Source organism: Haladaptatus salinisoli (assembly GCF_020614375.1).
Lineage (GTDB): Archaea > Halobacteriota > Halobacteria > Halobacteriales > Haladaptataceae > Haladaptatus > Haladaptatus salinisoli.
Genome location: NZ_CP085329.1, coordinates 353,022 through 377,598 on the forward strand (window position 1 = coordinate 353,022; position 24,577 = coordinate 377,598).

The window sequence follows — 24,577 nt, forward strand, 5'->3', positions numbered from 1 at the left end:
AGTTCACTTGTCCGACCTGCGGTGAAGGAACGGTCGACCGGCGGTTCGCCAGCAGTGTCGTGTCGCGGTCACTCACGCAGACGCCGCAAGGCTTCCCCGGCGATGATAACGATGAGCCCAGCAGTGGAGAGTAGTCCGAACCCGGGGACGAACGACCCCGTGATCTCGTGGAGCGTTCCGATGAGCACCGGACCGAGAAATCCACCGATTTCGCCGACCGCAAAGATGAATCCCATCGCAGTGCTGGTGAGCCGAGCTCCGATTCCGTCCAAAGCCGGAGGTATTGCTCGAACAAGCGGCGAGACCCCGCCGACGCCAATTCCGGTGATAACAACGCTAGCGAACATCAGAAAATGGATACCGCCGAACACCATCCCAACGGCTCCGAGGAACATGAGACTTCCACACGATACCAGGGCCGTTCGTCGGGCAGAATATCGATCGGCGGCGACGGGAACGACCAAGACGCCGAGAGCGAAGGCTGCGACAAATACACTCGTCGTTTGCCCAGCTTGGTCCGGTGACAGCCCACGTGATTCCAGTACCGTCGGGAGCCAACCTTGGACACCGTGATTGACGAGGAGGTACATTGTCCCGATGATAACGACGAGTTGGAGCTCCCTGTGCGAGAGGATGAGCCGAAGATCGTGGCTGATCGAGTCGACCGAGAACGACGAATCGTGCTCGTCGGTGCGATCGTCGATCCCTGCTTGTCGCGCGACGACGAACCAGACCGCGGAATAGATGACTGCGACGAGACCGCTCCAAAAGAAAAGCGGGCGCCATCCGCCGAGCATCGGGCCGAGTATCGGCCGACCGACGCTGAAGACGCCAGCCGAACCCACGGAGGCTCCGATGAGATAGATCGAGGAAGGGGACCCAGTTCGCTCTGGTGGGAAGAGAAACGAAACGAGCTTCGGGAGTCCGAAGGTGATGGCGGTTGCGCCGACGCCAATCAGGAGTGTGAATAGCAGTAGTGACAGAAATCCGGGTGCGGTACTTCGGCCAATCTGTGCAACACCGTAAATCAGGACACCGGTCGCAAGACTACGACCGGGCCCCACGCGGTCAATGACGACCCCCGAAAATAGGGCAAGCGGAATATAGGTCAACGGGACGGCACCGACTAACACACCAGCCTGTATGCCCGTGAGACCGATTTCCTCAATGATCGAAGAGAGATACGCCGGTAGTGAGAACCAGATGAACATCAGGCACGTGTACCCAAACGACGCAACGACGACGAGTCCGTACGCACGACGGGTCTCATCTGCCAGTCTCGCCATCGAAGAAAAGTTTTAAAGAGACGACCATAAGCCTGCTTGCTCCTGGTGCGATGGTAGAAGTGATTCCTCTCCGTATGATTTCCCCCGGTTCTGCTAACGCTGGATTTCACGTTGGTGATCGAGCTCCCTGTACGCCCGCTCTGAATATGCTCGTGATTGCAGCAGAGGGTTCCGAACGAGTGGCAGTCGATACAGTTTCGATCTAAAAATCGGTTGCGTTCTCTGTGTTTCCCACTGAAAACGCGGTGTCCGACGATGAATACTGTTCGATGAGCTGGTGCCTTCGCGATTCTAACCCACCACAGATCGTGGAAAACTCCATCACCGTTGGAATCATCCAGTCACTTTATAGCTCTCCACGGAGAACTAGGGTTGGAGGCATCGCTCGCAAGCCTCCAACATTTAGCGGTAAGGCTAAGTGTTTTCTTCATGGGCACTGTCGGAACCAAGCTGACCAAATCACGGTTCCGATGGTGTTTCGAAATAGTATCGACCCCCGCAAGAGAATTTGAATCATTGACCGCGCCGGCGATACCAGTGATCACATCGACAGAAGAGGCATCGCTGCCTCAGGAGCGATCCAACGTTAGGGTACACCCCTTCTATCCCGATTCGACCATAAGCGGCGCGTCGAGGAACTGCTTGCTACTGCCAAGAATTTTTATTTATAATATATGGAAATGTTAAGAAACGGACGATCGATCGGCAGCAAACGAAAGCACAAGTGTTGGAGACACATCAGGGCTTAGGAAACAGGTTTTTCGCGTGGATGAATCCACGAGCGCTGCTAGAGGTGCTACTAGTGTACTGATCGAGAGGTTCTCAGGCATTCGAGTAGTACGTGTGACAGTGGGACACATGGGAAACTACGTCTTCGCTCAGTACAACATCGAACTACTGACGACGGAGAAAGTCCAGCAACGAGGAACCAGGCAACTCGAGGCGGCCGCCGAAATGATTCAACGTTTGCCGACGCCGGACGTTCTTCTGGTCAACGAAATGGACGACAACTTCGTACAGGGATGGGAAAAGGTGCACAACGCGACAGCGTTCCTGGAAAACTACCTTCGCGAGCCGCAAGCCCCTACTCTCGAGGGCGTCGACTTCGAGGCATGGATTGCCCCACGGTGTAACACGGGTATCCCAAGCGGGATGGACATCGGCAAAGACGGACTCAGCGGCGAGCCAGGAACGGATGCGTATGCCCGAGACTGTTTCAGCTACGCCCCGTACGCAGGGCGATACGCAATGACGCTGTACAGTTCGTTCCCGATCGATATGGACGGCGTTCGCACTTTCCAGAGATTTCGCTGGGCCGACCTTCCCAACCACCGGATCCCGACCAATCCTGACCGTGACTTGTACCTCACCGCCGACGAATGTGAGCGGTTTCGACTCCCGGCAAAGACGGTGGTAGATGTGCCGATCGAGTTTCCCGACGGTAAAATCCATGCCGTGATCGCACATCCGTCACCGCCACTCGCAGACGGCATGGACACCCTCAACGCCCCACGGTGTCACGATGAGATTCGCTTTTTAGGCGACTACGTCGCCGGTGCGGACTACCCGTACGACGACGACGGTTTCGAAGGCGGTCTGTACACCGATGAGCGGTTCGTCGTACTTGGCGACTTGAACGCCGAACCCGGTGACGCGGTGACCGATGACGCGGTCGCACGCTACCTGCTTGATAATTCACGAGTGATTGCCGCGACGCCGTCCAGTCCTGGGGGAAGCGAGTACGGAGCACCTTACGCGACCAGCAACCTCTCTCGTGGGCCCACACGAGCCGATTACGTCCTCCCATCGACGGATTTTACGATCCGATCATCCGGAATCGGCTGGCCGGCTAAAGCTGAAAATCACCGAGCTGTGGCCGAACGAGCGTCGGATCATTTCCCGGTGTGGGTAGCCGTGAGTGAGTAGCTGTCTCGCCGTATCGGAGATCAACTCTTACGATATATAGGTGGGTAGTATCGTACCAGACGCAAACGAATACATAACACTGGTTTCTAGCGTACAGAGGAGACGACTGACGGCGATGCGCGAGTCAGAGTTTCCGGCTCTGACCGCTCGAGGTATAGATACGCTTGGCATTGAGCGACCCTCCGCGCACCGACGGCGTGAGAAATACACCCAGTGATGTTATCTACTGGTAACTCTGAGGGCAAGTGTGACTGCCCCGAAATCGTCTTTTGACGAAGATCCAAGATTAACAAGTAGTGGGTACCGAATCACCGTCGATAACGGCCGTGAGTCGTTTTTTGCAGTTTGTATCGAAGACTCTGATAATGAAGCGGCGTGGATTATGTCGGATACCGTCAGATCATTAGAGAAGATGCAGTGATCCTACTGACTAGGGCTTCTACTCCGTCTTCTCGGATCGTTGCGCGGATGATCACCTATTCGTTTTATTTACTGGAGGACTGAGCCCGAGAACGAACATTCTTGTATTATATATTCCAATTTACTTGTTGGAACGACGATGGTATTCCAAGAGTATTAGTCAAAGCCGCCTTCCACCGGATAACGATCCAATCTGACAACTTGGTCGATGGACGAAGTCGACGTTCTCGAGACGACGAACACGAACCTACGGGCCAAAGAATCGAAGCCGCCGAAAAGTACCCCTCGCCCTCGGATCTGCATCGCTCCTGAGTACTAGGTGGCTTTCCGCACAGGATTCGACTTCGAAGAGACCGCCGAGGATCTAGCGGCTATCCCAGTCTGTCTCACGACCGGCGTTCACCCCGCTTGTTCGGTTTCTCGACTCGACGTCGACCACCCGTGTTCCTTGACGATGTTCGGCGCACATTTTTCACAAAACGTGAATTCACGGTCCTGTTCCGTCCCTCCGGGCCCGAATCGGAACACCGAGTGAGGTTTGACGGAGAGAAAGTCACCGCATTCATCGCACATGTATCCTTCTGGCATGAGAGCTATTAACAGGCTCAGTAATATACGTCTTTGCCACGGACTAACGACCGAATTCGATCGAATCGTCTCGACGTCTTTCTCTCTGCTCCCGCGACTCCGTAGAGCCGGAAGTAACGGACTCATGAGCTCATCGAATGGGCAACGACGCGACTCGACATGATTGCCCACCCGAACTCGAATCGCTTTTTCCGAACTCCACATCGCTTAGGCGGAAGCGTACTAAACGCTAGATACGGCGGTCGAGCCGAATCTGAGCGGACGAACTGCGTTCATCACGGGAACGGCGCGGATATCGGAAAGCATGTCGCACTCACGCTCGCAGATGCAGGTTGTAACGCAGTCGACCAACAAAATCATCTAAGAATCTAGTCGTCGGTTGCCGAAAAATCGGTTTCCGCGAGCGCAAGTGCTTCATCTTCGTCCACCGGTCCGACCTCCGCGAGCAAGGAAAGAAACTCTTCGATACGTTGTTCCGTCGGTTCGATGCCGGCGCTGGACAATACTGTTGATGCGCCGGATCTCCCGGTTCCTGCACCGAACAATAATCGCCGTTCACCGCCGAACGTCTCGGGATCGAACGGCTCGAAGACGCTCGGCTCGTGTAACATTGCGGCCGTGTGGATTCCCGACTCGTGCTCTGTCACTTCGGAGCCGAGTATTGCTTTCCGCGGATCGGCGTTGTCGCTCTCGTCGAGGATGTCGAGGACGGATTCGCACGCCGGAACGAGCTGTGCTTTGGCGATGCCGAACGAGTCGTTGTGTTCGACGACTCCTCCGACGACGAGTTCTTCGAGGGCTGGGTTCCCTGCCCGCTCGCCGAGAGACGCGACGCTGACGTCTGCCTTTCCGACACCGGTCTCGTACGCCGCCAAGGCGTTTGCGGTCGCGACGCCGAGATCATCGTGGAAGTGGACGCCGATATTCGAGAGGTCGATATCGCTGCTGAGCTCCGAGAGGAGTGCTCTGACAGAGACGGGCGTTCGAGCCCCGACCGTGTCGGCGAGAGTGAGGTACTCGACGTCATCGAACGCCGTCGCTGCCTTGAGAAGGTGTTCCGGTTGCGTTCGGAACGCGTCGACAAGCGTCAGGTGGGGAGTCGCCCCGTGCTCCACTACGAGATCGACCGCGTCTCGAGCCATGTCGAGAACGGTGTCTCGAGATTTACCGAGGCTGTATTCGAGCTGGAGATCCGACACGGGGATGATCACTTCGACGACGTCGGCTTGGGCTTCGACGGCCGCTTCGATGTCGCCCGGAACGGCACGAGCAAGGGCGACTACTCGCGCGTTGACCGTACCGGCAAGGCGACGGGTTGCTTCGCGGTCTTTCTCGCCGGTGACTGGGAAGCCGGATTGGATGAAGGCGATTCCGAGTTCGTCAAGTTGCTTTCCGGCATCGACCTTTTGGTCGATCGAATAGTCTCGGCCGGGCATCTGATCGCCCTCGCGGAGTGTTACGTCGTTCAGGATCATACTAAATCACCCCCGCGTCGGCAAGCTGTTCGTACGTCTCTGACTTGAGACCCAGCTCTTCGCAGTATATTTCTCGATTGCTCTCACCGTGGTCGGGGCCGGGATGCCGAACGTTACCGGGGGTTCGAGAGAACTTCGGGACTGGTGCTGGTGTTTTTAGCGTCCCGAGGTCATCGTCGTCGACCTCAACGATATCGTTGCGAGCCCGGTATTGGTCGTCCTCGAAGATATCGCTCATATCGTAAACGGGACCGACGATGGCGTCCGCCTCCTCCATCTCCTCGATTGCCTGCTCGGTACTACGCTGTCGGGTCCACTTCTCGATAATCTCGTCGAGTTGCTCCGCGTTCGCCACGCGATCTTCGTTGGTCTCGAATCGAGGATCGCCAATCAGGTCCGGCCGACCGATCGCATCCGCCACATTTTCGAAAATCGATTGTGAGGAAGCGGACAGCGTCATATGGCCGTCTTTGGTCTCGTAGACGTTTCGCGGGGCGGCGTTAGGGTGCCGGTTCCCCGTGCGCTCCCTGACATCGTTTTGAACGTCGTACGCTTCGACATCGCCAACAAACAGCCGAAATAACGGTTCATAGAGGCTAACATCGATCACCTGTCCTTCGCCGCTCCCCCCTCGGCCCACGTCGCGTTCGAACACTGCAAACATCGCCGATTGCACCGCGAATTGGGCAGCTGTCAGGTCAGCGAGACTGATGGGCGGCAACAACGGTTCTCGGTCGGGGAAGCCGTTGGCGTGCGCCCACCCGGAGATGCCTTCGGCGACGGTTCCAAATCCGGGCTTCTCCGAGCGTGGTCCGGTTTGCCCATATCCGGAGAGGCGAACCACGATCAGTCCTGGATTAACCCCTTGCAGCGTTGACGGCCCGAGGTGCCACCGTTCGAGCGTTCCGGGTCGGAAGTTCTCAAAAAAGAGATCCGCGTCTTCGACGAGTTCGCGGAGGATCTCGGCGCCCTCGGACGTACTCAAATCGAGCGTGATACACCGTTTGTTGCGTCCGATCGATTTCCACCACAGCGAAGTCCCATCCTCGAACGGCGGCCACTCGCGAAGCGGATCCGGATATTCGGGGTGTTCGACCATGATGACGTCTGCGCCGAAATCCGCTAATTGCGCCGTTGCGAATCCACCGCTAATCATGCCGGAACAATCGATCACTCGCAACCCGTCGAGGGGGCCGGTAGTATCCTTGGGAGCCATAGTCTGGTTATCGGTGTATCTAGTCTCGGACGGTGATGCAGAAAGTAGGTTGTTCCATCGTGAGTTGGCCGTTTATATGTGGTCGAAGAACCACCAAAGCTTTTATTCCCGAGATGTCGTCGAGCGGGGAGATTCCGCCGTTCACGCCGTCTGAAGATCGTCTAGAGAATCGACCGCATCGCGGAGAAGTTTCGCCTGAGCTTTCCGAAGATGTTCGAGACAAGTTCCGCGCGAAATGCCTAGTTTATCGGCGAGTTCCTCGCTAGAGATTTCGCGGGGCCACTCGAAGTAACCGGCCGTGAGCGCTGTCTCGACGACCTCCCGCTGGCGAGGAGTGAGCGCCGGATCGTTGCCGGGGAATTCCGAGAGGGAGTCGACGGTAACCGTTCCAAATGACCGAAAATCCTTGATAATATTCGTCATATCCTCGTGTTGGAACGCGAGAACGTTATATTCCCGACTTCGCTCGTCGATTCGATTCTGTCGGCGGAGCACGCCGTTGTTTCTGTGGACCGCGGGATACGCTCCGCACGAAGGTTTTGTGATGAGCACCGCTTCATCTCCTAAAAGTTCGGCATTCTCGATCCGCTCGGTGTTCGAGAGGCGCTCGTAGAATTCCTCCGCGTTCGTCGTCGTGTGGATGATGAACGTCACAAGTTCGTTATGGAGCTCCAGCACCTCGATTTCGATGGCGTCGCCTGTTTCCGAAGCTAATTCGGAGAGTACGCACTCTTTTTCCAGGTTCAGATGGAGCGTTGCTTCGTACATTGCCTCGGCTATTCTTTAACGGATAAAATAAGGGTTAGTGTAGTTCAACGATCCAACACGACTGCTCCTTCGGATCCTTCCGTACGAGAGCCCGCTCTGCGGCGATTTTAACGCGGTTCGCACTTCCGCCACTTAAACGGCCAATCATCGTTGGGACAAGCCTCTTTGAGGTATGTTCTCAAGGCACCACGAGAGCGATGATGAAATACGGTTGCTGCAAGCAAGGAGAGATGAGACAGCGATCGCTTGTTGAGGGCAAGACGATGACTACGAGAATCGAGGGAAGCCGATGGCCGTAGAACCGCAGACTGTTTCGTTGGGATGGGAAATCGTAGCGTTGACCATCCTCGGTCTCGCCGGAATGACGTTTATCGGCTGGTACTCGTACACCAAGAGAGTCGGTGTCGACGTCGACGATTTTTTCTCGGCGAGCAAATCGCTGGGGTTCGTCGTTATCGCCCTCACGATCTTCGCGGATTCGTACAGCGGGAATTCCTTCTTAGGATACGCTGCAGCAACGTACCGATCCGGGGCCTGGTTCCTCGTGTATCCGCAATTTATGGTGGCCGGGATAATAGGAGCGCTCGTAATCGCTCCTCCGCTTATAAACTTGGGGCAAAAGTGGAATTACACGTCTCCGGTCGACTTCCTCGAACACCGATTCAACGGCAAAGTCGCGTTTCTCGCGGTATTTTTCTTATTGTGGGGAACCTTCGTTCAATTCACAGAACAGTTCTTTGCGATGGGTCACTTAGGTCACGTAGCCTCTGGCGGGGTGTTACCGTATCAGGCGGTGATAGTGCTTTTCGCTGCCATCATCCTCCTCTACGTTGGAATCGGAGGGTTCAGAGGAACGGCACTTACCGCCGCTCTACAAGGGGCGCTAATGATCTTCGCGCTCTTTACGATGCTCGTCCTCATCGGGCAACTAGGCGGGTTTACGTCCCAGATGAGCAACGTTTGGCAGGCCTCCCCTGAGAAACTAACACTGCCGTCCACCTCAACCATGAGCGGATGGTATAGCACGATAATATTGATCTTGCTTGGTCTGCCGACGTATATCCACATTCAACAGTTCTATCTTGGGGTGCAAAATACGAAGGACCTCAGGCGGACGTTTAGACTCCAAGCGCCGATATTTCTCTTCGCGGCGGGGACGCTGTGGTTAATCGGGATGTTTGGCAGCGGAGTGTTTCCCAACCTCACAAAATCGCAATCCGAACAGGTTGTTCCGTTTTTACTCGGCGCATTCGTTCAGACGCACGGGAGCACGCTACTTCCGTCGCTGATATCGCTTGGTGTAATCATGGCAACTCTTTCGACAGCGGGCGCCGCCGTGATGGTTCTTTCAATGGTCTTATCGAAGGATCTGTACGGGAGGTTCATCGATTCAGACGCTCCCGATGGCCGTGTCATTAACGTGAGTCGGGGGTTTTTAGCCGTCTTCTTACTCCTCGCACTCGCGATCGCTTTCAATCCATCTCTCACGATTTGGGGCTGGACGGAACTGAAATTCGAGTTCCTGCTCCAAGCCACTCCCGTATTCATCTTCGGCCTCTACTCGCACCGGGTGAAGAATAAACCCGCTATCGCAGGGATGATTATCGGGAGCTTGGTTGCAGTCGGACTGTATCTCACGGGGAATTCCGAAGTATACGGTCTCCATGCGGGTATCGTTGGACTCATCGCTAACTCACTAATACTGTTGGCGGGAAGTTACGTTTCCGGAGAAGATGAAGAAACCGAGCGAGCGAGGAACATCCTCGAATATAATTCGTTAGAATCGTCCGAAACGACCGGGGAAGATGACGTGGAATACATACTTCCGGCACAGACGAAAACGTTCTGGATCGGCCTTGCGGTAGTGTTTGTCATCATGGTTCCGTGGTATGCGCCTGAAAGTTGGAACGCGCGAGCAGCCTTCGAACTGCCAATTTGGACGTGGGTAACCATAGCTGCACTTATCGTCGAGACGCTATTCGTGGTACTTTCGACGTTTATTTGGCGCAAAGACACGCGGGCAAGTGAAACACCGGCTATAAACAAAGACCAGAAAAAGGAAGAAGAATTCGCGTAATCCGAGAACGACGGAACCCCCGCTTTCGGCCGCGAACCCGAGTTGGACGGGAGAATTCAACCATCAACGAGTTGGAGGACAGCCTTTGTCCGTGGGTCGAGGTCTACCACACTGTGTAGCCGTACCTATTGCGACAAATCATTCTTACACTCAAGTGCGTCGGCAATATCGCGCATCACGGAGGCTCTAAGCGGCTCCGTTACCCGATTCAGTCATATTGTTCACACTTACCACGAGGTTCTATATCATGCGCATTCGAACAGCGTTTGTTAATGGTTTGGTACATATCCCTCGATTACGATACCTACGAACAGGCGCGCGAGGAGTTCGTGTGGGACTTCCCCAACGATTACAATATTGCGCGGGATATTCTGCAAAAACACGACCGCGACCGACCGGCACTTTACCAGGCTTACCCTGATGGGCGACGGGAGACGTACACCTTCCAGAAATTGGACGAGTTATCGAATCAAGTCGCTCACGCACTCGAAGAGCGCGGCGTCGAGTCCGGTGACCGCGTCGCGGTCGTCGTATCACAGAAGCCAGCGAACCCACTGACGCACCTCGCATGCTGGAAATTAGGGGCGATATCGCTACCACTGTCGGTACTATTCGGGCCGGATGCGCTCCAATATCGTCTTGCAGACAGCGAATCTTGCGTTGCCGTGGTCGATGAATCGATGCTCGATACGGTACGGGAGATTCAAGACGAGTGTCCGGATTTGGAACACGTGGTTGCTGTCGACGCTGCCGGCCCCCTCGAGGACGCCGAACCATTTGATGCCTTGTACGAGGAGCAGCCGAAGACGGTCGAGATCGCTGACACGGACGAGAAGACGCCGGCGATTATCATGTATACCAGCGGATCGACCGGTCCGCCGAAAGGCGTCCTGCAGACTCATGGGCTCTGGGCCGGTCACTGCGCAGCTTTCTGCATGTATTTCGAACGGGATGTCTTCGACTCGGTGTACTGGACACCGGCCGATTGGGCGTGGATCGGCGCGCTAGGTGACCTCCTGTTTCCGGCGTGGCACTACGGACAACCCGTCGTCAGCTATCCGATGGAAGGATTCGACGCGGAGACCGCCTTCAAACTCTGCGAAGAATTCAATGTGACTAACACATTCCTCCCGCCGACGGCTATTCGAATGATGATGAACATCGGGAATCCCACCGAGAAGTACGACCTTTCGTTGGAAGCCATCTGTACCGGTGGAGAGCCACTGACGCCCGAAATTCTCGACTGGGCTGCCGAACAGTTAGAGGGCGTCGTAGTGAACGAACTCTACGGGCAGACGGAAGCGAACCTCCTGGTAACCAACTGTCAGGAGTGGTTTCCAGTGCAGGCCGGCAGTATGGGGAAACCGGTTCCCGGGCACGAAGTTGCGATCATCAACTCCGAGACCGGTGAACGCTTACCTGATGGCGAAATCGGCATGATTGCGGTTCGCCGTGGTGACGATCCAGTCATCTTCCAAGAGTACTGGAATCAGCCGGAGAAATCCGAAGCAGCGCGCGTGGACGCAGCCGATGGCGGCAAACCGTGGCACCTGACCGAAGATCTCGGATACCGTGACGAGGACGGCTACTTCTGGTTCAAGGCACGAGACGACGATGTCATCCTCACATCGGGCTACCGAGTTGGGCCCGGTGAGGTCGAGAGCACTATTCTTAACCATCCGAATGTCGAGCAGGTCGCCGTCGTGGGCGTTCCCAACCAGATCCGTGGTGAGATAATCAAAGCGTTTGTCCAACCCGTTGGCGGTATCGCTGGCGACGAAGATGGGCTCCGCGAGGAAATACAGCAGCTGGTCAAAGACCAGCTCGCAAAATACGAATACCCTCGAGAAATCGAGTTCGTTACCGACCTGCCGACCACGACGACGGGGAAAATTCAACGGCGAAAACTGCGCGACCGAAGTACGGAGTAATCGGCAGTCCGATTCGGTTTTCCGGTCAGGAAGTTCGGAGTCGCCGTCCCAGCCGCGGTTATTGCGATCTTCCGTTCGCTCGGCGAACCGGACACGTTGGAGACGCGCGCTCGGCATCCGTGGAAGCGAATCGACGAACTCGGCGCTGCGGGGCACCTTGGAAGCCGCGAGTACCCTGTTTTCTCGTCTATCATCGTAGCCGTCAGTTCACTATCTACCGCCGGGTCGGACGTAAACCTCGACGGGACTATCTCCGCTCTCGATTCTGAACGTCATCAATCGCCGCTATGGCCATCTGGCGCGTACTATCCGTCGATAGCGTCCCGTATCCGCTACGGGATCGACTATGCACGTCGATGCACCCAATTAATGGTATCAGTGGAAGAATTATCAGATGCTGCCACGAAGGTCGTTCCTCAGCTGCCGTTTCCGGAACGGTTGAGTCACCCGGCTTAGTACGGCAGGGTAGTGAGGAAACGCCTGTTCGGAACGCTCTGCGGGTTAGGTTTCTTGATGAGTTTCGGGCGAACTATATTCGCACCGTTACTTAATCCATTGACGGTCGCGTTCGGGACTGACCGTGCAACCATCGGCATTCTAATCTCGCTGGTGTGGCTCGGAACTGCAGTTCCGCGGATTCCGATGGGGTACGTTCTTACCCACATCCCACGGCACCAAGCAGTTCTCGGGACGGGAATCGTACTCGCCGGAGCATCAGGACTCATCGCACTCGCACGTTCGCTACCGACACTTCAAGTCGCAACGTTTTTGCTCGGGATGGCTAGCGGGGCGTATTTCGTCGCCGCGGTTCCGCTGATCGCAGAGTTGTACCCGAATGCGGTAGGACGTACCGTCGGCATTCACGGTGCAGCTACCCAACTGTCCGCAGTTCTTGCGCCCACCCTCGTAGTTGGTATTCTACTCGTTGCCTCGTGGCGAATGGTATTCGTCGCTCTGGCGGCGTCCGCTATCATACTCAGCGTTCTACTGGTAGCTGTCGTTCGCGGGTCTTCCATTGCGGATGACGCTACTCCTGACCACGCCTTTCTCTCAGCCGTGCGATCTTACTGGCGACTGATCGCGACCGGCCTCCTGATGGTCGGCGTTGCCGGGTTCGCGTGGCAAGGCTTGTTCAACTTTTACGTCGTTTATTTAGACGTCGCAAAGGGGCTCCCAACGACAACGGCAAACCTTCTACTCACCGTCGTTTTCGCTGCCGGACTACCAGCGTTCTGGTTCGGAGGACGGCTCGCCGATCGACTGCCGATCGTGCCGTATATTCTGGCGATACTGACCGGATTCGTGGGTTCGGTCGTCGCACTCACCTCTGTTGATGGCCTTGGTGGCTTGATCCTCGTTTCCGTTTGCATCGGGTACTCGATTCACAGTCTCTTTCCCGCCTTGGATACGTACTTTCTCAACTCGCTTCCTGACGAAAGTCGCGGCGTCGTTTACGCGGCATTCACTGGCCTTTCCCTGTTAATCGAAGCAAACGGAACTGCTGTCGTCGGCTTGCTCACAGAGGCCGGCTATCGATTTGACGTCGTTTTCCTCGGACTCGCCTTATTCGTCGGATCTGCGATAGTTATCCTCGCCGGACTTCACGTGACGAATCGACTCCCGGGGAAACCGGTGTCATAGCGTGATCTCCCTCAGAGTGAATCACTCAGTTGTAGTCGTATCGAATTGATGCCTTCTCGCGAGCGGCGAACTTCGAAGTGACTCACCCCTCTAAAAAGGAACGGGAGCGAACGGAGACCCCCGCGGAGGACGTATGACTGAGTCCGCCACGGTACCTGAGGTAGAAGTCGAATCGAAACTAAACCGCCGGCCGCCACCGGAGACGGAGCACAGTAGCCGTATCGCGGCATTTCGGTTTGGGCCGCCGAGGAAACGGGGCTAGCGGTGGTGGACGTTCGTCGGCCTCGGTGGTTTCGTTATGTTACTGGACGCCTTTCGTTAGTCCCGTAGATATTATTTCCCGTCTCCGACACTGACTAAATGGCTTCACTTACACTCCACTATGCGCTCCTATTTCTCCTCTGCGAGCCTATGCTATATTGGGGACTGACCTCCGCGCGAAGCAGATATCATGACTCACAAAAATAGCTCGAGAGAGATGATTACAGTACCAGAGACGAGAGTAAAATTCGCCGCCCCAGCATGGCGGGTGCTCCCCGAAGCCGGGGACACGACGGGGCTCGCCGGAGACGGAGAGACGACACGGCACCCTCGGAACCGCGTGCGATCGATCGAAACGGCGCCGACCGCTCCGTTGAATCTCCGGAACCGCATAAACGAGACAGCATCGAGGAGAACGACGAAATGACATTCGCAATCGAGACCACCGGCCTGCGCAAGTTCTTCGGCGACACGCTCGCCGTGGACGGCGTCGACCTCCAGATACCCCGAGGGACCGTGTTCGGTCTCCTCGGTCCCAACGGCGCCGGGAAGACGACGACGATCAGGATGCTTGCGACGCTGCTCCGCCCAAGTGCGGGCACCGCGACCGTCCTCGGACACGACGTCGTGCGGGATGCGGCTGCGGTTCGCGCGAAGGTGAGCCTCACTGGCCAGTACGCCTCCATCGACGAGGAACTAACCGGCCGCGAGAACCTCATCCTCGTCGGGCGCCTGCTCGGATTCTCCTGGCGCAACGCCGGCGAGCGCGCCGACGAACTACTCGACTCCTTCGGCCTGGCCGATGCGGCCAGGCGACAAGTGCGGACGTACTCCGGCGGCATGAAGCGTCGCCTTGACGTCGCCGCGAGTCTGGTCGTCACGCCCGAGGTGCTCTTTCTGGACGAGCCGACGACGGGTCTCGACCCGCGTAGCCGGAACCAGGTCTGGGACATCATCCGTGCAATCGCCGCCGAGGGAACGACCGTGCTCCTCACCACGCAGTATCTGGACGAGGCGGATCATCTAGCGGACCGGCTCGCAGTGATCGACGACGGGCGAGTCATCGCCGAGGGCACGAGCCGCGAGCTGAAGGCCGCGGTAGGCGCCAGCACGCTCCACGTCCAACTGCACGACCACGGACGGCACGCGGAGGCCAAAACCATCCTCGAAGACCTCCTCGGCGTGGAGGTCCTCGACGGAGCCGACCGTGACACGCTCTCTGCGAGCGTCACGGATGACGAGAACGCGGCGGCGGCGCTTTCCGCACTCGCGGGCGCCGGTGTGCGCGTCGACGAGTTCTCGCTCGGACAGGCGAGTTTAGATGAGGTGTTCCTGGCACTGACGGGCCGCCCCGCGGAGGACCAGACCGAGGAGGTGGCGGCATGAGCACCGAGACCGCGGAAACGCCGCCCGTCGTGGAGGAAGATCTGAGCGACGTCCTTTCATCGGCTGAGCGCCCACCACGTGCCGGGGCCGTCTCCGCCTCGGTCACCCTCGGATGGCGGGCTCTCTTGAAAATCAAGCACGTCCCGTTCCAGCTATTCGACGTCACGGCGTTCCCGCTCATGTTTACGCTGTTGTTCACCTATCTCTTCGGAGGCGCCCTCGCGGGGTCGCCCCGCGAGTACATCCAGTTCCTCCTGCCGGGCATCCTGGTGCAGTCCATAGTCTTCATCACCGTCTACACCGGTTTTGGGCTCAATACGGACATCGACAACGGTCTGTTCGACCGCTTCCAGTCGCTCCCAATCTGGCAGCCCGCACCTATCGTCGGCGCGCTCTTAGGCGACGTCATGCGCTACACCATCGCCGCGGTGATGGTCATCGGACTCGGCGTCGTGCTCGGTTTCCGGCCCGGGGCCGGTGTCGCGGGCGTGCTTCTCGCGCTGGCGCTCGTGCTCGTGTTCGCGTTCAGCCTCTCTTGGATCTGGATCGTCGTCGGGCTGACAGTCGAAAAGCCCGAGTCCGTCATGACAATGAGCTTTCTCCTGCTGTTTCCGCTCACGTTCGTGTCCAACATCTTCGTCGACCCCGCGACCATGCCGGGGTGGCTCCAGATCGTCGTCGACGTCAACCCGGTCACGCACCTCGCAGACGCCACTCGCGGTCTCATGCACGGTGGCGTCGAGTTCGTGGACGTCGCGTGGGTGCTCGTCACCTCCGTCGTGATCGTCGCCGTCTTCGCGCCGCTTTCGCTCCGGAAGTACCGCGAGGAGCGGTAGCTCCGAGTCCGGCGAGGTCATGAGTGAACCTACATGACCGACGCCCACTCCACCGACCCCGCGCGTTTGTTGCGACGGAACCGTGCTACAGGTGGAAACGACGATTTAACGGATGAAGACCAATATTACACAGCGACGGGTTGCGAGCAACTGTCGAAGGGGAAATGTTGGGATAGGCGTACTCGATGATCTCTATAGCCCAGAAGTGATCGAGGTACACGGTGATCGTGGCTTAGACTTCGTCTGGCACGACTTGGAACACGCCGGGCCACCCCCGCGTGACGCTGACGCTCTCGGAAAGCGAGATTCGCGCCTCCCGTGGCGCCTCAGACTTTGTCGGTGGGATTGGCCTCGAAGAATCCGGTGTGAGCAAGAAGTACTCACGGGAACTTGCGCGCCGAACGCTGCCGTGACTTCGAACGGTGCGTTCGTAGGAAGGGCGTCGATGGTTCGTATCGGGGCCGTGAGTTCGAGATTACGATTGTGAACTCGAACAGGGAGTAATACTATTCCAGGAATCGACGTGAGATAGCTAAATCGAATACCTCTTGTTCTCGCGGTTCTCGCACTCAGATGGCAGCAAAAACACGACCTTCGGCTCGATCAGACCGTCGAGGTCGGTGTGACCCCTATGACCCGTTTGAGAGTGAGGACTCGGACATCGTGCGGCGGCGTTCTTGAAGATACCTACCTATGAATATCGTATTCGACCCGATGTACGGCACGGCGGTACATGCGTTGAAACTTGAGATGCCGGAAACGTCACTCGTCGTCTGCAATTGCATCGATGAGGGGCAGACCTACGAGGGCCCGCGTCTCGTCGATTGGGCCGACGGCGACGATGAAGTGTGGGCACTGTTCCACGAAATACCCGCTCGTCGCGTGGAGCAACCGATCGGTGCTTTAAGCCACTAGTTCCCACAGCGGTACATCTATCATAAAAACAGTAGTCGACATCCGCGAGGACGCCTCGCGTTCTTCCAGCACGATATCCACGGGTGGATGCTCAAACGACGGAGATCCTCACTCGGGATACGTACACGAGCCTCGTCGCCGACCACTTCTTCGAGAATCCGTCGCCGACCGCTGAGTCGTACTGTAGCAATTCGCGGCTTCCAACGCGACTCCGGACAGAGTTCCTACCGGGTATCTCGGGACTATCGCGGCGGTCACCCCGACGGCGAGATTTCATCGTCGGTACCCGTTGATGAGATAGCCAAAGACCAACGCGGAGATGATCGATGCGATAGCGACGTTGACCATCGTATATGCTTCGAACATGTGATGGGCGACAACGCCAACTGCGAAGGCGAGCATCGGGAAATCCACGCGGTCGTATCGAAGTAAGCCTTCAGTGATACTCCCGAACATCAACACCAGGTACGCGAACCCACCGACGATCCCGGTGTGTATGAATATCACCACGTAGGAGTTGTGTGGTGAGTATCCGCGGAAGTTCGGGTCCGGCACGAACGGTGCGATCAGTTCGTCTTCGGGGACGATTCCGTAGCCGAACGGCCCCTGCGCACTCAGCACCGCTCGCAGGCCGCCCTCCCAGAGCGCAAATCGACCGTGGGGTTCGATCGGAACGAGGGAGAGGAACATCCCCACGAAGAAGAGAATCAACAGTCCAATGAACACAATCGTAGAATAGGCTGCGGTCCGTCTACCGAGGCCGATGTACGCGACGTATATCGCCGCCGCGAGCGCAAAGGCGAGCCAACTCGCCCGAGAGTAAGTTGCGTACAACCCGATACCATTGACCACGACCATCACTCCGGCAATCGGAACGAGCGAGAACGATTTACGGCGAACAGACTCACCCGCAAGCACGAGCGCCGCGAACGCGCCCGCGAACGCGAGTCCGCCGAGGGTGTTCGGGTTCTCGAAGATGGATTGCAGATAGTGAAATTTAGCGCCGAGCAGCGGGGGGGTGAACTGTGATGCGAACAATCGGATTTGGAACCAAGAGACCTGGTATTCCCCGAGCACGTAAGCCGGCAGTCCAAGCCCGACGGCGAACGTGGAGGCGAGACTCACACTCCAGAGGAAGATATCGCGTGAGACGTGTCGCGGGATGAAAAAGAGGTTCATTCCGAAGAGTAGCGTGACGAAGACGACGTAGACCGCCTGCGATGACCCAGCGGCCATCCTGTCGAGGTGGAAGAAGTACACACCGAGCACCGTCGCGTACGCCGCGATATAGAGCGCCCGTTCTTTGAGGAAGTCAACGAGATCGTATCCGAGGAGCGGATACAACAGAAAGTAGCAGTAAAGGAGAATAATTTGGATGGTGCGCCCCTCGTCTGCGGGCGGGATGTACTTGTACTCCTGACGGAGGAGGGCGGACGTCAGCAGAATCGCGATCGCCAGTTGAGCGACGTGGAGCCAGAGATTACGATCGATTCGATAGTAGGCCTGTACGAATAGTAGGAGAGGGGCGAAGAAAACGTACAAGAGGTTGAGATAAAATGACCCGTACCATTCGGGACTGTTCGTCGCTCGAAGGAGCACGTCAGCAAAGACGATAACGATGAGAAAGAGCTGCGTGAGTGAGAGAAGAAGGGGCGTACGCTGAAACCGGCCCGTCGGGAATATCGCCGAGGATTCTTGCTGTTCGCCCATACTCATTTGGTCTCGACTCTTGTGCGCTAGATGCCTAACTACGCCGTTATAGACTCTTTTGCTCCGTTTTGAAAATTGATGACGAGATTCATATTTTATCAGTCGCTTTCTTCTATCGGAGAACCCGTCGAACTGACCGAAAACCGATGTAAAAGTCCCTGCGCTGTTTTCGAGTGGCGTACTGTAGACCGGTCTTCCGAGTTCTCGTCGTTATAGATATCGAAAATAAAGTATCGTTTTGGCTAGCGGTTGGCGATGTATCGGGCGATGATCGCGAGCGGGATGACGGGGATTGCGGCAGCCGTCACGATCAGGATCGCTAAAACGACCGTTTTCGTGAGTACCCCCGAGTCATCCCACACCGCTCGTGTTACGTCGTCGATCCCCCGTGCGATGCGTTTGATTCGTCCAGCCATTTGGATCACCGGAACGCGGTCCGTCGATCGGACTAGTTTCGAGCCCGGTTCCGTACGTCTTTCGGCAGCACTTCAGTCGGTGTTGACAGCCACCCCGGCAGAAAGCCAGAAACGGTGGGGATCCTCGGCGGGGAGAGTACGGTTGCGCGTCCCCCCGGCAGCGACGGTCCTCACTCCTCTCGGACGCTCGGATGCTGAATCGGGTCGTCGGGGTGCGGCTCGGCGAAGAACTCTCGCATGACGTCGAGAGATTCGCGCTCGCGACGCTTTCGTTCCTCCGGACCGATCTCCTCACAGCCCGGCGGAATCTCGCGGTCACGCCCGGTAAAGTACCCCTCGGGAGCGATCCAGTCGTGATAGAAGGCGACGTCCGAGTCCTCGATCACAGCCCTCCCGACGGACGCGCCGTGACCGGCGACGATAATCGTTTGGTAGGGCTGGAGGGCAAGCCGCCCCGCGGCGTACAATCCGGGAACTCCGGTTCGTCCGCGGTCGTCGGTCTCGACGAACGATTTACCGCGCTCGATAATCTCGACGCCGTCGATTCCCTCGAGGAAGTCGACCGTATTCTTCGTGGCGGCGATAACGGCGGATGCGGTGAACACCTCCCCTGACGCTGTCTCGGCGGCGAATCCGTCGTCGGTCGATTCGAGACTAACGATTCGCGCTTCGCGGCGCTCACACCCGGCGCGCTCGGCGTGGTCGGCCATCATATCCAACAAGAGTCGACTGTTGACGCCGGCGGGGAATCCCGGATAGTTCTCCAAGTGCGCGTTGCGGCGGAGAATCGGATCGCCGTCGTTGACGATGAGCGTCCGGAGATCTGCTCGTCCGGTGAAGATGCCGGCCGACAGTCCTGCGGGACCGCCCCCGATGATCAGGACGTCGTGTTCGGTGGCGCTTGCCATGTCCAAAGGCGAAGCCACGACGAAATATAAATTACTCAATCGGGATGCGGTCGTCGTCACCGGGACGAATGTCGAGACGATCGCAGAGGTCCGGAATAGCCTTCGTGAGCAGGGTGGCGGCTCCATCGTAGGGTGATTGCGATACCGTCTCTTCGGGATACGGTTTGCCAGCGGAGCGGAACACGGCCTTCAGGAACGCGGTTCGAGCGTTCTCGTTTTCGAAGAGTCCGTGAAGGTAGGTGCCGAGAACACGATTTACCGCGGCGCTTCCCTCGCCGATCGGCTGATCGATTCGTCGCGTCGGTGTCGTCCGCCCCATGTGAATCTCGTACCCGTGAACCGTCCCTCGCGCACCGGACAGTAGCTCGACCGGGTCGAGCGTTCGAGTTACTCGTGCGACGCGTTTCTGAGCCGAGAATCGCGTTTCGACCGGGAGCAGGCCGAGACCGGACACGACGTCGTGGTCGGCCGTGCTTTCGATCGACGCGTTCGTGATTCGCTCGCCGAGCATCTGATACCCGCCACAAAGGCCGACGATGGGGCCGGAGAAATCGGTCAGTTTCGCGTCGAATCCGGCGTCCCGCAGGGCGAGCAAATCATCGACCGTGTTCTTCGACCCGGGGAGGACGACCGCGTCGACACGATCGAGACTGGACTGAAGTGGAAGGTACGCGACGCGGACGCCGGGTTCGTTCGCGAGCGGTTCGAGATCGGTAAAATTCGATATCCGCGGTAATCGCGGAACGCCGATCGTTACGGATCGACCCTCGGGGACGACGTCGTCGCCGAGAATGGCCGTCTCACCCGGCTGCGGAAGCGAGACGCTGTCCTCCGCCGGAAGACCGGGGTCGTCGTGGGGAAGGATACCGAGAACGGGAACGCCCGTTCGGTCTTCGATCGCTTCGATGCCGGACGTTAAGAGCGACTCGTCCCCGCGAAACTTCGTGATGATCGCCCCGCGAATACGGTCACGAACGTCGTCCGGCACGAGTTCCAACGTACCGTAGAGGCTGGCAAACGCGCCGCCGCGTTCGATGTTCACGAGCAGGAGAATCGACGCGTCCGCGAACCGCGCCGTCTCCAGGTTCGCAAGGTCGCGGTGACGGAGGTTGATTTCGGCGATGCCGCCCGCTCCTTCCGCGACGATGACGTCGTACTGGTCCGCCAACCGCTCGTAGGACTCGATCGCGGCACGTCGCGCCGGCTCCCAGTGCGACTCGTAGTACGATCCGGCGGCGACGTTTTCGACGGCCTCGCCGTGAAGGACGAGTTGGCTTTCACCGTCGCCGCGCGGTTTCAGGAGGACCGGATTCATATCCGTCGTCGCCGGAACCCGAGCGGCTCGCGCCTGAACGTACTGCGAAACGCCGATTTCGCCCCACTCCCCGGCGGGATCGACGGCGACTCGAGCGTTGGTGCTCATGTTTTGCGCTTTAAACGGTGCGACTGACACGCCGCGTCGGGCGAGCAGTCGGCACAGTCCTGCAGTCACGGTGCTCTTCCCGACGTGGCTTTCCGTCCCTGCGACGAGTACCGTTTTCGTCATCAGTACTCGGTTCCCTTCCGAGCACGTTGCCCATCGTCGATGGGGTGTTTCTCCTTGCGGACGTTGGTGACGAGATCCGCGTGATCGAGGAGATACTCCGGCCTGCGGTGCCCGCCCGTGAGGACAAGTTCCAAGCTCTCGGGCTTCGATTCGACGAGAGCGACGACCGACTCCGAATCGATCAACTCGCGGTTCACCGCGTAGAGAATTTCGTCCAGAATCAACATGTGAACCCCCGCGTCGGGCGGGCCGTCGAGCGGGAGCGATTCGTCGAGGGTCGCCTCTCCTGCGGCGCGGACGAGTTCTTCGGCCCGTGCGAACCCCGCTTTCGCTTTGGCGACGTGCTCGTCGTCTTCCGATCCGTCGAGGAACCCGTGCCAGCCGTAGTTTCCCGTGTTCTCGTAGCTAAAGCCGGGAAAGTGGTCGATGGCGTTGTACTCACCGCGGACGTCCTCGACGCTCGACGCCCCACCCTTCATGAACTGGAGCATGTGGACGCGGTAGCCGTGTCCCGCCGCGCGAAAGCCCATTCCCAGTGCTGCGGTGGTCTTTCCCTTGCCGTCTCCCCACCAGAGTTGAACGAGCCCGAACTCGCCGGGAGCGTCGGGTTCGATGGGTCGGGCCGTCGGTGTTCGCCCCTTTCCGGGCGTTCGTTGCAGTTGTCCGTCGCGGGTCGTCTCGGTGGTATCTGTTTCGTCGTTTGACATGGTTACAGTGTGTCGATGAAGGTGTCGAACGCGCCACTCTCGGCGTGAAGGTGACAATACGTGCCGACCGTCTCGAACTCGGTCAGTCCGTCACGCTCCCCGTCGATGCCGGTTCCACGTATCACGTCGAATGCGAACGTGGCGTCGGATGCGACGTTCGCATTCGAATAGTGAAATTCGTGGCCCCGAAGCGTCTTCCCTGCTCCGGCCGTCAGCGTGTTCGAGCGGGCGCGAAGTTCGATATGGTCGAGTGCTTGATACCGGTCGTTCATTCGAACGTCGGCGGGAAGCACGCCCGCCATCGGGTGCGTCCGGCCGGAGGTAGTGGTGAGCGATTCGGACAACGCCATCAGCCCGCCACACTCGCCAAGAATCGGCACACCATCGGTCGCTCGCTCGAAAAGCGTCGACAGTGATGGACCGTTGGCAAGCCGTTCCGCGTGGAGTTCCGGGTAGCCGCCGGGTAGGTAGATGCCATCGCAGTCAGGGAGATCGTCACCAGCCGTCGGTGCGAACGTCACGACCTCTGTCCGCGCTCGGAGTCGTTCCGCGACGGCTGGGTAGACGAACCGGAATGCGTCGTCTCGAGCGACCGCGACGCGCCGATCGCGAGTCGGGTTCGGGTCGTCTGTCGGCGGATGGGGTGGCTCGCGAGCGATAGCCAACAGTCGATCCACGCGAACGTGAGCCGCGGCCTCGTCGAGCGCGTCCGCGTCCACCGGTTGCTCGTCGCCCATGTGTAACCCGAGGTGGCGGTCGGGTATTTCGAGATCTGCTATCGGCGGAATCCGCCCGAAATACTCCAGTTCGTCGGGAAGCGCGTCACGGATGCCCCGCTCGTGCCGCCCACCGTGAGCGCGTTGTGCGAGTACGCCGACAACGTCGACGTCCACTCCCGCACGTTCCGCATAGGCTCGAAATCCGAGTGCCGTCGCAGCCACGCTCTCCATTCCCGCGCTCGCGTCGACGACGAGGACGACCGGCAGGTCGAGAACCTCGGCAACCTGCGCGGTACTCGAGCGATCTCCATCGTACATTCCCATGACGCCTTCGACAACGCACACGTCGCCGATCCCGCGATGATAGTTTCGCCGAACCCCGTTCGCTCCTTCGAGCCAAACGTCGAGCGTGCGCGACGGGCGGCCCGCGACGGCGGTGTGGTGACTCGGGTCGATGAAGTCCGGCCCCGTCTTCGCGGGCTGAACGGTCCGCCCGGTTGCTTGCAGTGCCTCGATCACGGCGAGCGTCGCGACGGTCTTCCCGACGCCCGAAGCCGTTCCGGCGATAATAAATCCATTCATCGTCGAGCTCTCGTCGGTGCTGCTAGATTGTCCGTAGGGACGATGCGTCCGCCGTTGCTTCCGAGGGAGGCCGATGCGACCGTTCGCTCGAACCCGCACGACAGTTCATCTGGCGCAAGTTTAGTTTCGTTAGGTAAATACTTATTGTATAACTTTGTACCGGGCTCATATGCGAACGAAAGCGATACTGATCAGTCTCTTGTTCTTGGCAACAGTTACTGTTCCGCCGGCGGCGATGGCGACGCCGACGTCGCCGCAAAATGCGAGCTGTTCGTTTCCAGTGTCGAAGGTCGACGCGACCGGAACGACGGTATCGCTCGACAAGGAACCGCGGCGCGTCGTCACGCTCTCACCGAGTGCTGCGCAGACGATGTGGGAAATCGGTGCGAAAGGGAAAGTCGTCGGGGTGACGCAGTACGCGAACTACCTGAAAGGAGCGAACGAGAAGGCCAACGTGTCCGGTTCCGGCCAGTCGTTCGTCAACATCGAGAAAGTCGTGGCGCTCAAACCCGATCTCGTCCTCGCACCGAACTCGGTCCCCAAACGGACCGTCAAGAAGCTCCGTGATGCAGGACTGACGGTGTACTACTATCGACGGGCGGCTACTATCGAGGACGTCTACCGGGACACCACCGTTACCGGTCGTCTCGTAGGTGAATGTGATGGTGCGGCGGAAACCGTCTCGTGGATGAAAGACCGCGTTAAGACCGTTCGACAGGCTGTCGAGGGAGAAAAGCGTCCGGACGTGCTGTACCTTTTCTACGGGTATACCGCCGGCAAAGGAACGTTCATCAACGAGATCGTCCAGATTGCGGGCGGAAACAACGTCGCCGCCGAAGTGGGTGTCTCCGGCTATAAACAAATCAGCAAGGAAGTAGTCGTCGAGCAGAACCCCGATTGGATCGTCCTGAATGACAACGACCCTGCCGTTCCGGAAGGTGCCGCTTACGAAAATCTCACCGCTATCCGGAAGAACCAGACCGTCGTGGTCCCCATTGAGTATCTGAATCAGCCCGGGCCGCGAGTAGTCCATGCCATCACGAACCTCACGAAGCAATTCCATCCGGAGGCGTATGCGGCTGCGAACTCCACCACAGCGAACACCACTACCGAGACGACCGTCGAACCGACGAAAACCTCTGGCGGAAGCGAAGAGACGACGACCGAAACGCAGGGACAACCGGGATTCGGTGTGGCAAGCACCGTCGTCGCGATGCTCGGAGCAATGCTGTTGGTTCGGGGGGAGTACTGAATCCACCGACT

Annotated in this window: 18 protein-coding genes; 8 read left to right on the forward strand and 10 right to left on the reverse strand. The window is 58.2% G+C overall.

Features of this window, described 5'->3' with window-relative positions; all coding sequences use genetic code 11:
- Nucleotides 1-68: 68 nt before the first annotated feature.
- Nucleotides 69-1,286 (reverse strand): MFS transporter, encoded by a 1,218-nt coding sequence (locus tag LIX00_RS19580; RefSeq protein ID WP_227356238.1) that lies wholly within the window; start codon nt 1,284-1,286, stop codon nt 69-71.
- Between the two features lie 858 nt (nt 1,287-2,144).
- Here LIX00_RS19580 and LIX00_RS19585 point away from each other — a divergent pair.
- Nucleotides 2,145-3,212 carry an endonuclease/exonuclease/phosphatase family protein gene (locus LIX00_RS19585; protein ID WP_227356239.1) on the forward strand — a complete coding sequence of 356 codons (1,068 nt, stop codon included), beginning with the start codon at nt 2,145-2,147 and terminating at the stop codon, nt 3,210-3,212.
- Between the two features lie 1,376 nt (nt 3,213-4,588).
- Here the strand turns inward: LIX00_RS19585 and LIX00_RS19590 are convergent.
- From LIX00_RS19590 to LIX00_RS19600, 3 genes are all read right to left on the reverse strand, one after another.
- Nucleotides 4,589-5,695, reverse strand: coding sequence for a LeuA family protein (locus LIX00_RS19590; protein ID WP_227356240.1), 1,107 nt, complete (start codon nt 5,693-5,695; stop codon nt 4,589-4,591).
- A 1-nt stretch (nt 5,696) separates the two neighbouring features.
- Nucleotides 5,697-6,911 (reverse strand): CaiB/BaiF CoA transferase family protein, encoded by a 1,215-nt coding sequence (locus LIX00_RS19595; RefSeq protein ID WP_227356241.1) that lies wholly within the window; start codon nt 6,909-6,911, stop codon nt 5,697-5,699.
- 141 nt (nt 6,912-7,052) lie between these two features.
- Entirely contained in the window at nt 7,053-7,679 is a 627-nt protein-coding gene (locus tag LIX00_RS19600) for a helix-turn-helix domain-containing protein (protein WP_227356242.1), read from the reverse strand.
- A gap of 289 nt (nt 7,680-7,968) precedes the next feature.
- Here LIX00_RS19600 and LIX00_RS19605 point away from each other — a divergent pair, with 289 nt between their 5' ends.
- The 6 genes from LIX00_RS19605 to LIX00_RS19630 all read left to right on the forward strand — a co-directional run bounded on the left by LIX00_RS19605 (nt 7,969) and on the right by LIX00_RS19630 (nt 16,726).
- Nucleotides 7,969-9,756, forward strand: coding sequence for a sodium:solute symporter family protein (locus LIX00_RS19605; protein WP_227356243.1), 1,788 nt, complete (start codon nt 7,969-7,971; stop codon nt 9,754-9,756).
- 272 nt (nt 9,757-10,028) lie between these two features.
- The gene (locus tag LIX00_RS19610) at nt 10,029-11,687 is read left to right on the forward strand and encodes an acetate--CoA ligase (RefSeq protein ID WP_227356244.1); all 1,659 of its coding nucleotides are present in this window, start codon (nt 10,029-10,031) and stop codon (nt 11,685-11,687) included.
- 468 nt (nt 11,688-12,155) lie between these two features.
- Nucleotides 12,156-13,328, forward strand: coding sequence for an MFS transporter (locus tag LIX00_RS19615; RefSeq protein ID WP_255679365.1), 1,173 nt, complete (start codon nt 12,156-12,158; stop codon nt 13,326-13,328).
- 684 nt (nt 13,329-14,012) lie between these two features.
- Nucleotides 14,013-14,975 (forward strand): ATP-binding cassette domain-containing protein, encoded by a 963-nt coding sequence (locus LIX00_RS19620; protein ID WP_227356245.1) that lies wholly within the window; start codon nt 14,013-14,015, stop codon nt 14,973-14,975.
- Nucleotides 14,972-15,811, forward strand: a complete 840-nt coding sequence (locus LIX00_RS19625) for an ABC transporter permease (RefSeq protein ID WP_227356246.1) — start codon at nt 14,972-14,974, stop codon at nt 15,809-15,811. The genes LIX00_RS19620 and LIX00_RS19625 overlap by 4 nt, the downstream gene beginning before the upstream one ends.
- A 693-nt stretch (nt 15,812-16,504) precedes the next feature.
- Nucleotides 16,505-16,726 carry a hypothetical protein gene (locus tag LIX00_RS19630; RefSeq protein ID WP_227356247.1) on the forward strand — a complete coding sequence of 74 codons (222 nt, stop codon included), beginning with the start codon at nt 16,505-16,507 and terminating at the stop codon, nt 16,724-16,726.
- A 273-nt stretch (nt 16,727-16,999) separates the two neighbouring features.
- Here LIX00_RS19630 and LIX00_RS19635 read toward each other — a convergent pair whose 3' ends face one another.
- From LIX00_RS19635 to LIX00_RS19660, 6 genes are all read right to left on the reverse strand, one after another.
- On the reverse strand, nt 17,000-18,436 hold the full coding sequence (locus LIX00_RS19635) for an O-antigen ligase family protein (protein ID WP_227356248.1): 1,437 nt from the start codon (nt 18,434-18,436) through the stop codon (nt 17,000-17,002).
- A gap of 242 nt (nt 18,437-18,678) precedes the next feature.
- A complete protein-coding gene (locus LIX00_RS19640) occupies nt 18,679-18,852 on the reverse strand; it encodes a hypothetical protein (protein ID WP_227356249.1) in 174 nt (57 codons plus the stop codon).
- 170 nt (nt 18,853-19,022) lie between these two features.
- A complete protein-coding gene (locus LIX00_RS19645) occupies nt 19,023-19,760 on the reverse strand; it encodes an FAD-binding protein (RefSeq protein WP_227356250.1) in 738 nt (245 codons plus the stop codon).
- 31 nt (nt 19,761-19,791) lie between these two features.
- On the reverse strand, nt 19,792-21,306 hold the full coding sequence (locus tag LIX00_RS19650) for a cobyric acid synthase (protein ID WP_227356251.1): 1,515 nt from the start codon (nt 21,304-21,306) through the stop codon (nt 19,792-19,794).
- Nucleotides 21,306-22,013: a cob(I)yrinic acid a,c-diamide adenosyltransferase gene (locus tag LIX00_RS19655; RefSeq protein ID WP_227356252.1), complete on the reverse strand. Its 708-nt coding sequence runs from the start codon at nt 22,011-22,013 to the stop codon at nt 21,306-21,308. Before LIX00_RS19655 ends, LIX00_RS19650 begins: the two co-directional genes overlap by 1 nt.
- A 2-nt stretch (nt 22,014-22,015) precedes the next feature.
- Nucleotides 22,016-23,314, reverse strand: a complete 1,299-nt coding sequence (locus LIX00_RS19660) for a cobyrinic acid a,c-diamide synthase (protein WP_227356253.1) — start codon at nt 23,312-23,314, stop codon at nt 22,016-22,018.
- A 235-nt stretch (nt 23,315-23,549) separates the two neighbouring features.
- Here LIX00_RS19660 and LIX00_RS19665 point away from each other — a divergent pair, with 235 nt between their 5' ends.
- Nucleotides 23,550-24,566, forward strand: a complete 1,017-nt coding sequence (locus LIX00_RS19665) for a PGF-CTERM-anchored ABC transporter substrate-binding protein (protein ID WP_227356636.1) — start codon at nt 23,550-23,552, stop codon at nt 24,564-24,566.
- The last annotated feature ends 11 nt before the right edge of the window (nt 24,567-24,577 follow it).

Excerpts from the sequence above, each read along its gene's own strand:
- LIX00_RS19660 (WP_227356253.1), bottom strand. The coding sequence starts at position 23,314 with ATGAATGGATTTATTATCGCCGGAACGGCTTCGGGCGTCGGGAAGACC.
- LIX00_RS19665 (WP_227356636.1), top strand. The coding sequence starts at position 23,550 with ATGGCGACGCCGACGTCGCCGCAAAATGCGAGCTGTTCGTTTCCAGTG.
- LIX00_RS19625 (WP_227356246.1), top strand. The coding sequence starts at position 14,972 with ATGAGCACCGAGACCGCGGAAACGCCGCCCGTCGTGGAGGAAGATCTG.
- LIX00_RS19635 (WP_227356248.1), bottom strand. The coding sequence starts at position 18,436 with ATGGGCGAACAGCAAGAATCCTCGGCGATATTCCCGACGGGCCGGTTT.
- LIX00_RS19655 (WP_227356252.1), bottom strand. The coding sequence starts at position 22,013 with ATGTCAAACGACGAAACAGATACCACCGAGACGACCCGCGACGGACAA.
- LIX00_RS19585 (WP_227356239.1), top strand. The coding sequence starts at position 2,145 with ATGGGAAACTACGTCTTCGCTCAGTACAACATCGAACTACTGACGACG.
- LIX00_RS19610 (WP_227356244.1), top strand. The coding sequence starts at position 10,029 with ATGGTTTGGTACATATCCCTCGATTACGATACCTACGAACAGGCGCGC.
- LIX00_RS19590 (WP_227356240.1), bottom strand. The coding sequence starts at position 5,695 with ATGATCCTGAACGACGTAACACTCCGCGAGGGCGATCAGATGCCCGGC.
- LIX00_RS19580 (WP_227356238.1), bottom strand. The coding sequence starts at position 1,286 with ATGGCGAGACTGGCAGATGAGACCCGTCGTGCGTACGGACTCGTCGTC.
- LIX00_RS19630 (WP_227356247.1), top strand. The coding sequence starts at position 16,505 with ATGAATATCGTATTCGACCCGATGTACGGCACGGCGGTACATGCGTTG.
- LIX00_RS19650 (WP_227356251.1), bottom strand. The coding sequence starts at position 21,306 with ATGACGAAAACGGTACTCGTCGCAGGGACGGAAAGCCACGTCGGGAAG.
- LIX00_RS19620 (WP_227356245.1), top strand. The coding sequence starts at position 14,013 with ATGACATTCGCAATCGAGACCACCGGCCTGCGCAAGTTCTTCGGCGAC.
- LIX00_RS19640 (WP_227356249.1), bottom strand. The coding sequence starts at position 18,852 with ATGGCTGGACGAATCAAACGCATCGCACGGGGGATCGACGACGTAACA.
- LIX00_RS19645 (WP_227356250.1), bottom strand. The coding sequence starts at position 19,760 with ATGGCAAGCGCCACCGAACACGACGTCCTGATCATCGGGGGCGGTCCC.
- LIX00_RS19595 (WP_227356241.1), bottom strand. The coding sequence starts at position 6,911 with ATGGCTCCCAAGGATACTACCGGCCCCCTCGACGGGTTGCGAGTGATC.
- LIX00_RS19605 (WP_227356243.1), top strand. The coding sequence starts at position 7,969 with ATGGCCGTAGAACCGCAGACTGTTTCGTTGGGATGGGAAATCGTAGCG.
- LIX00_RS19600 (WP_227356242.1), bottom strand. The coding sequence starts at position 7,679 with ATGTACGAAGCAACGCTCCATCTGAACCTGGAAAAAGAGTGCGTACTC.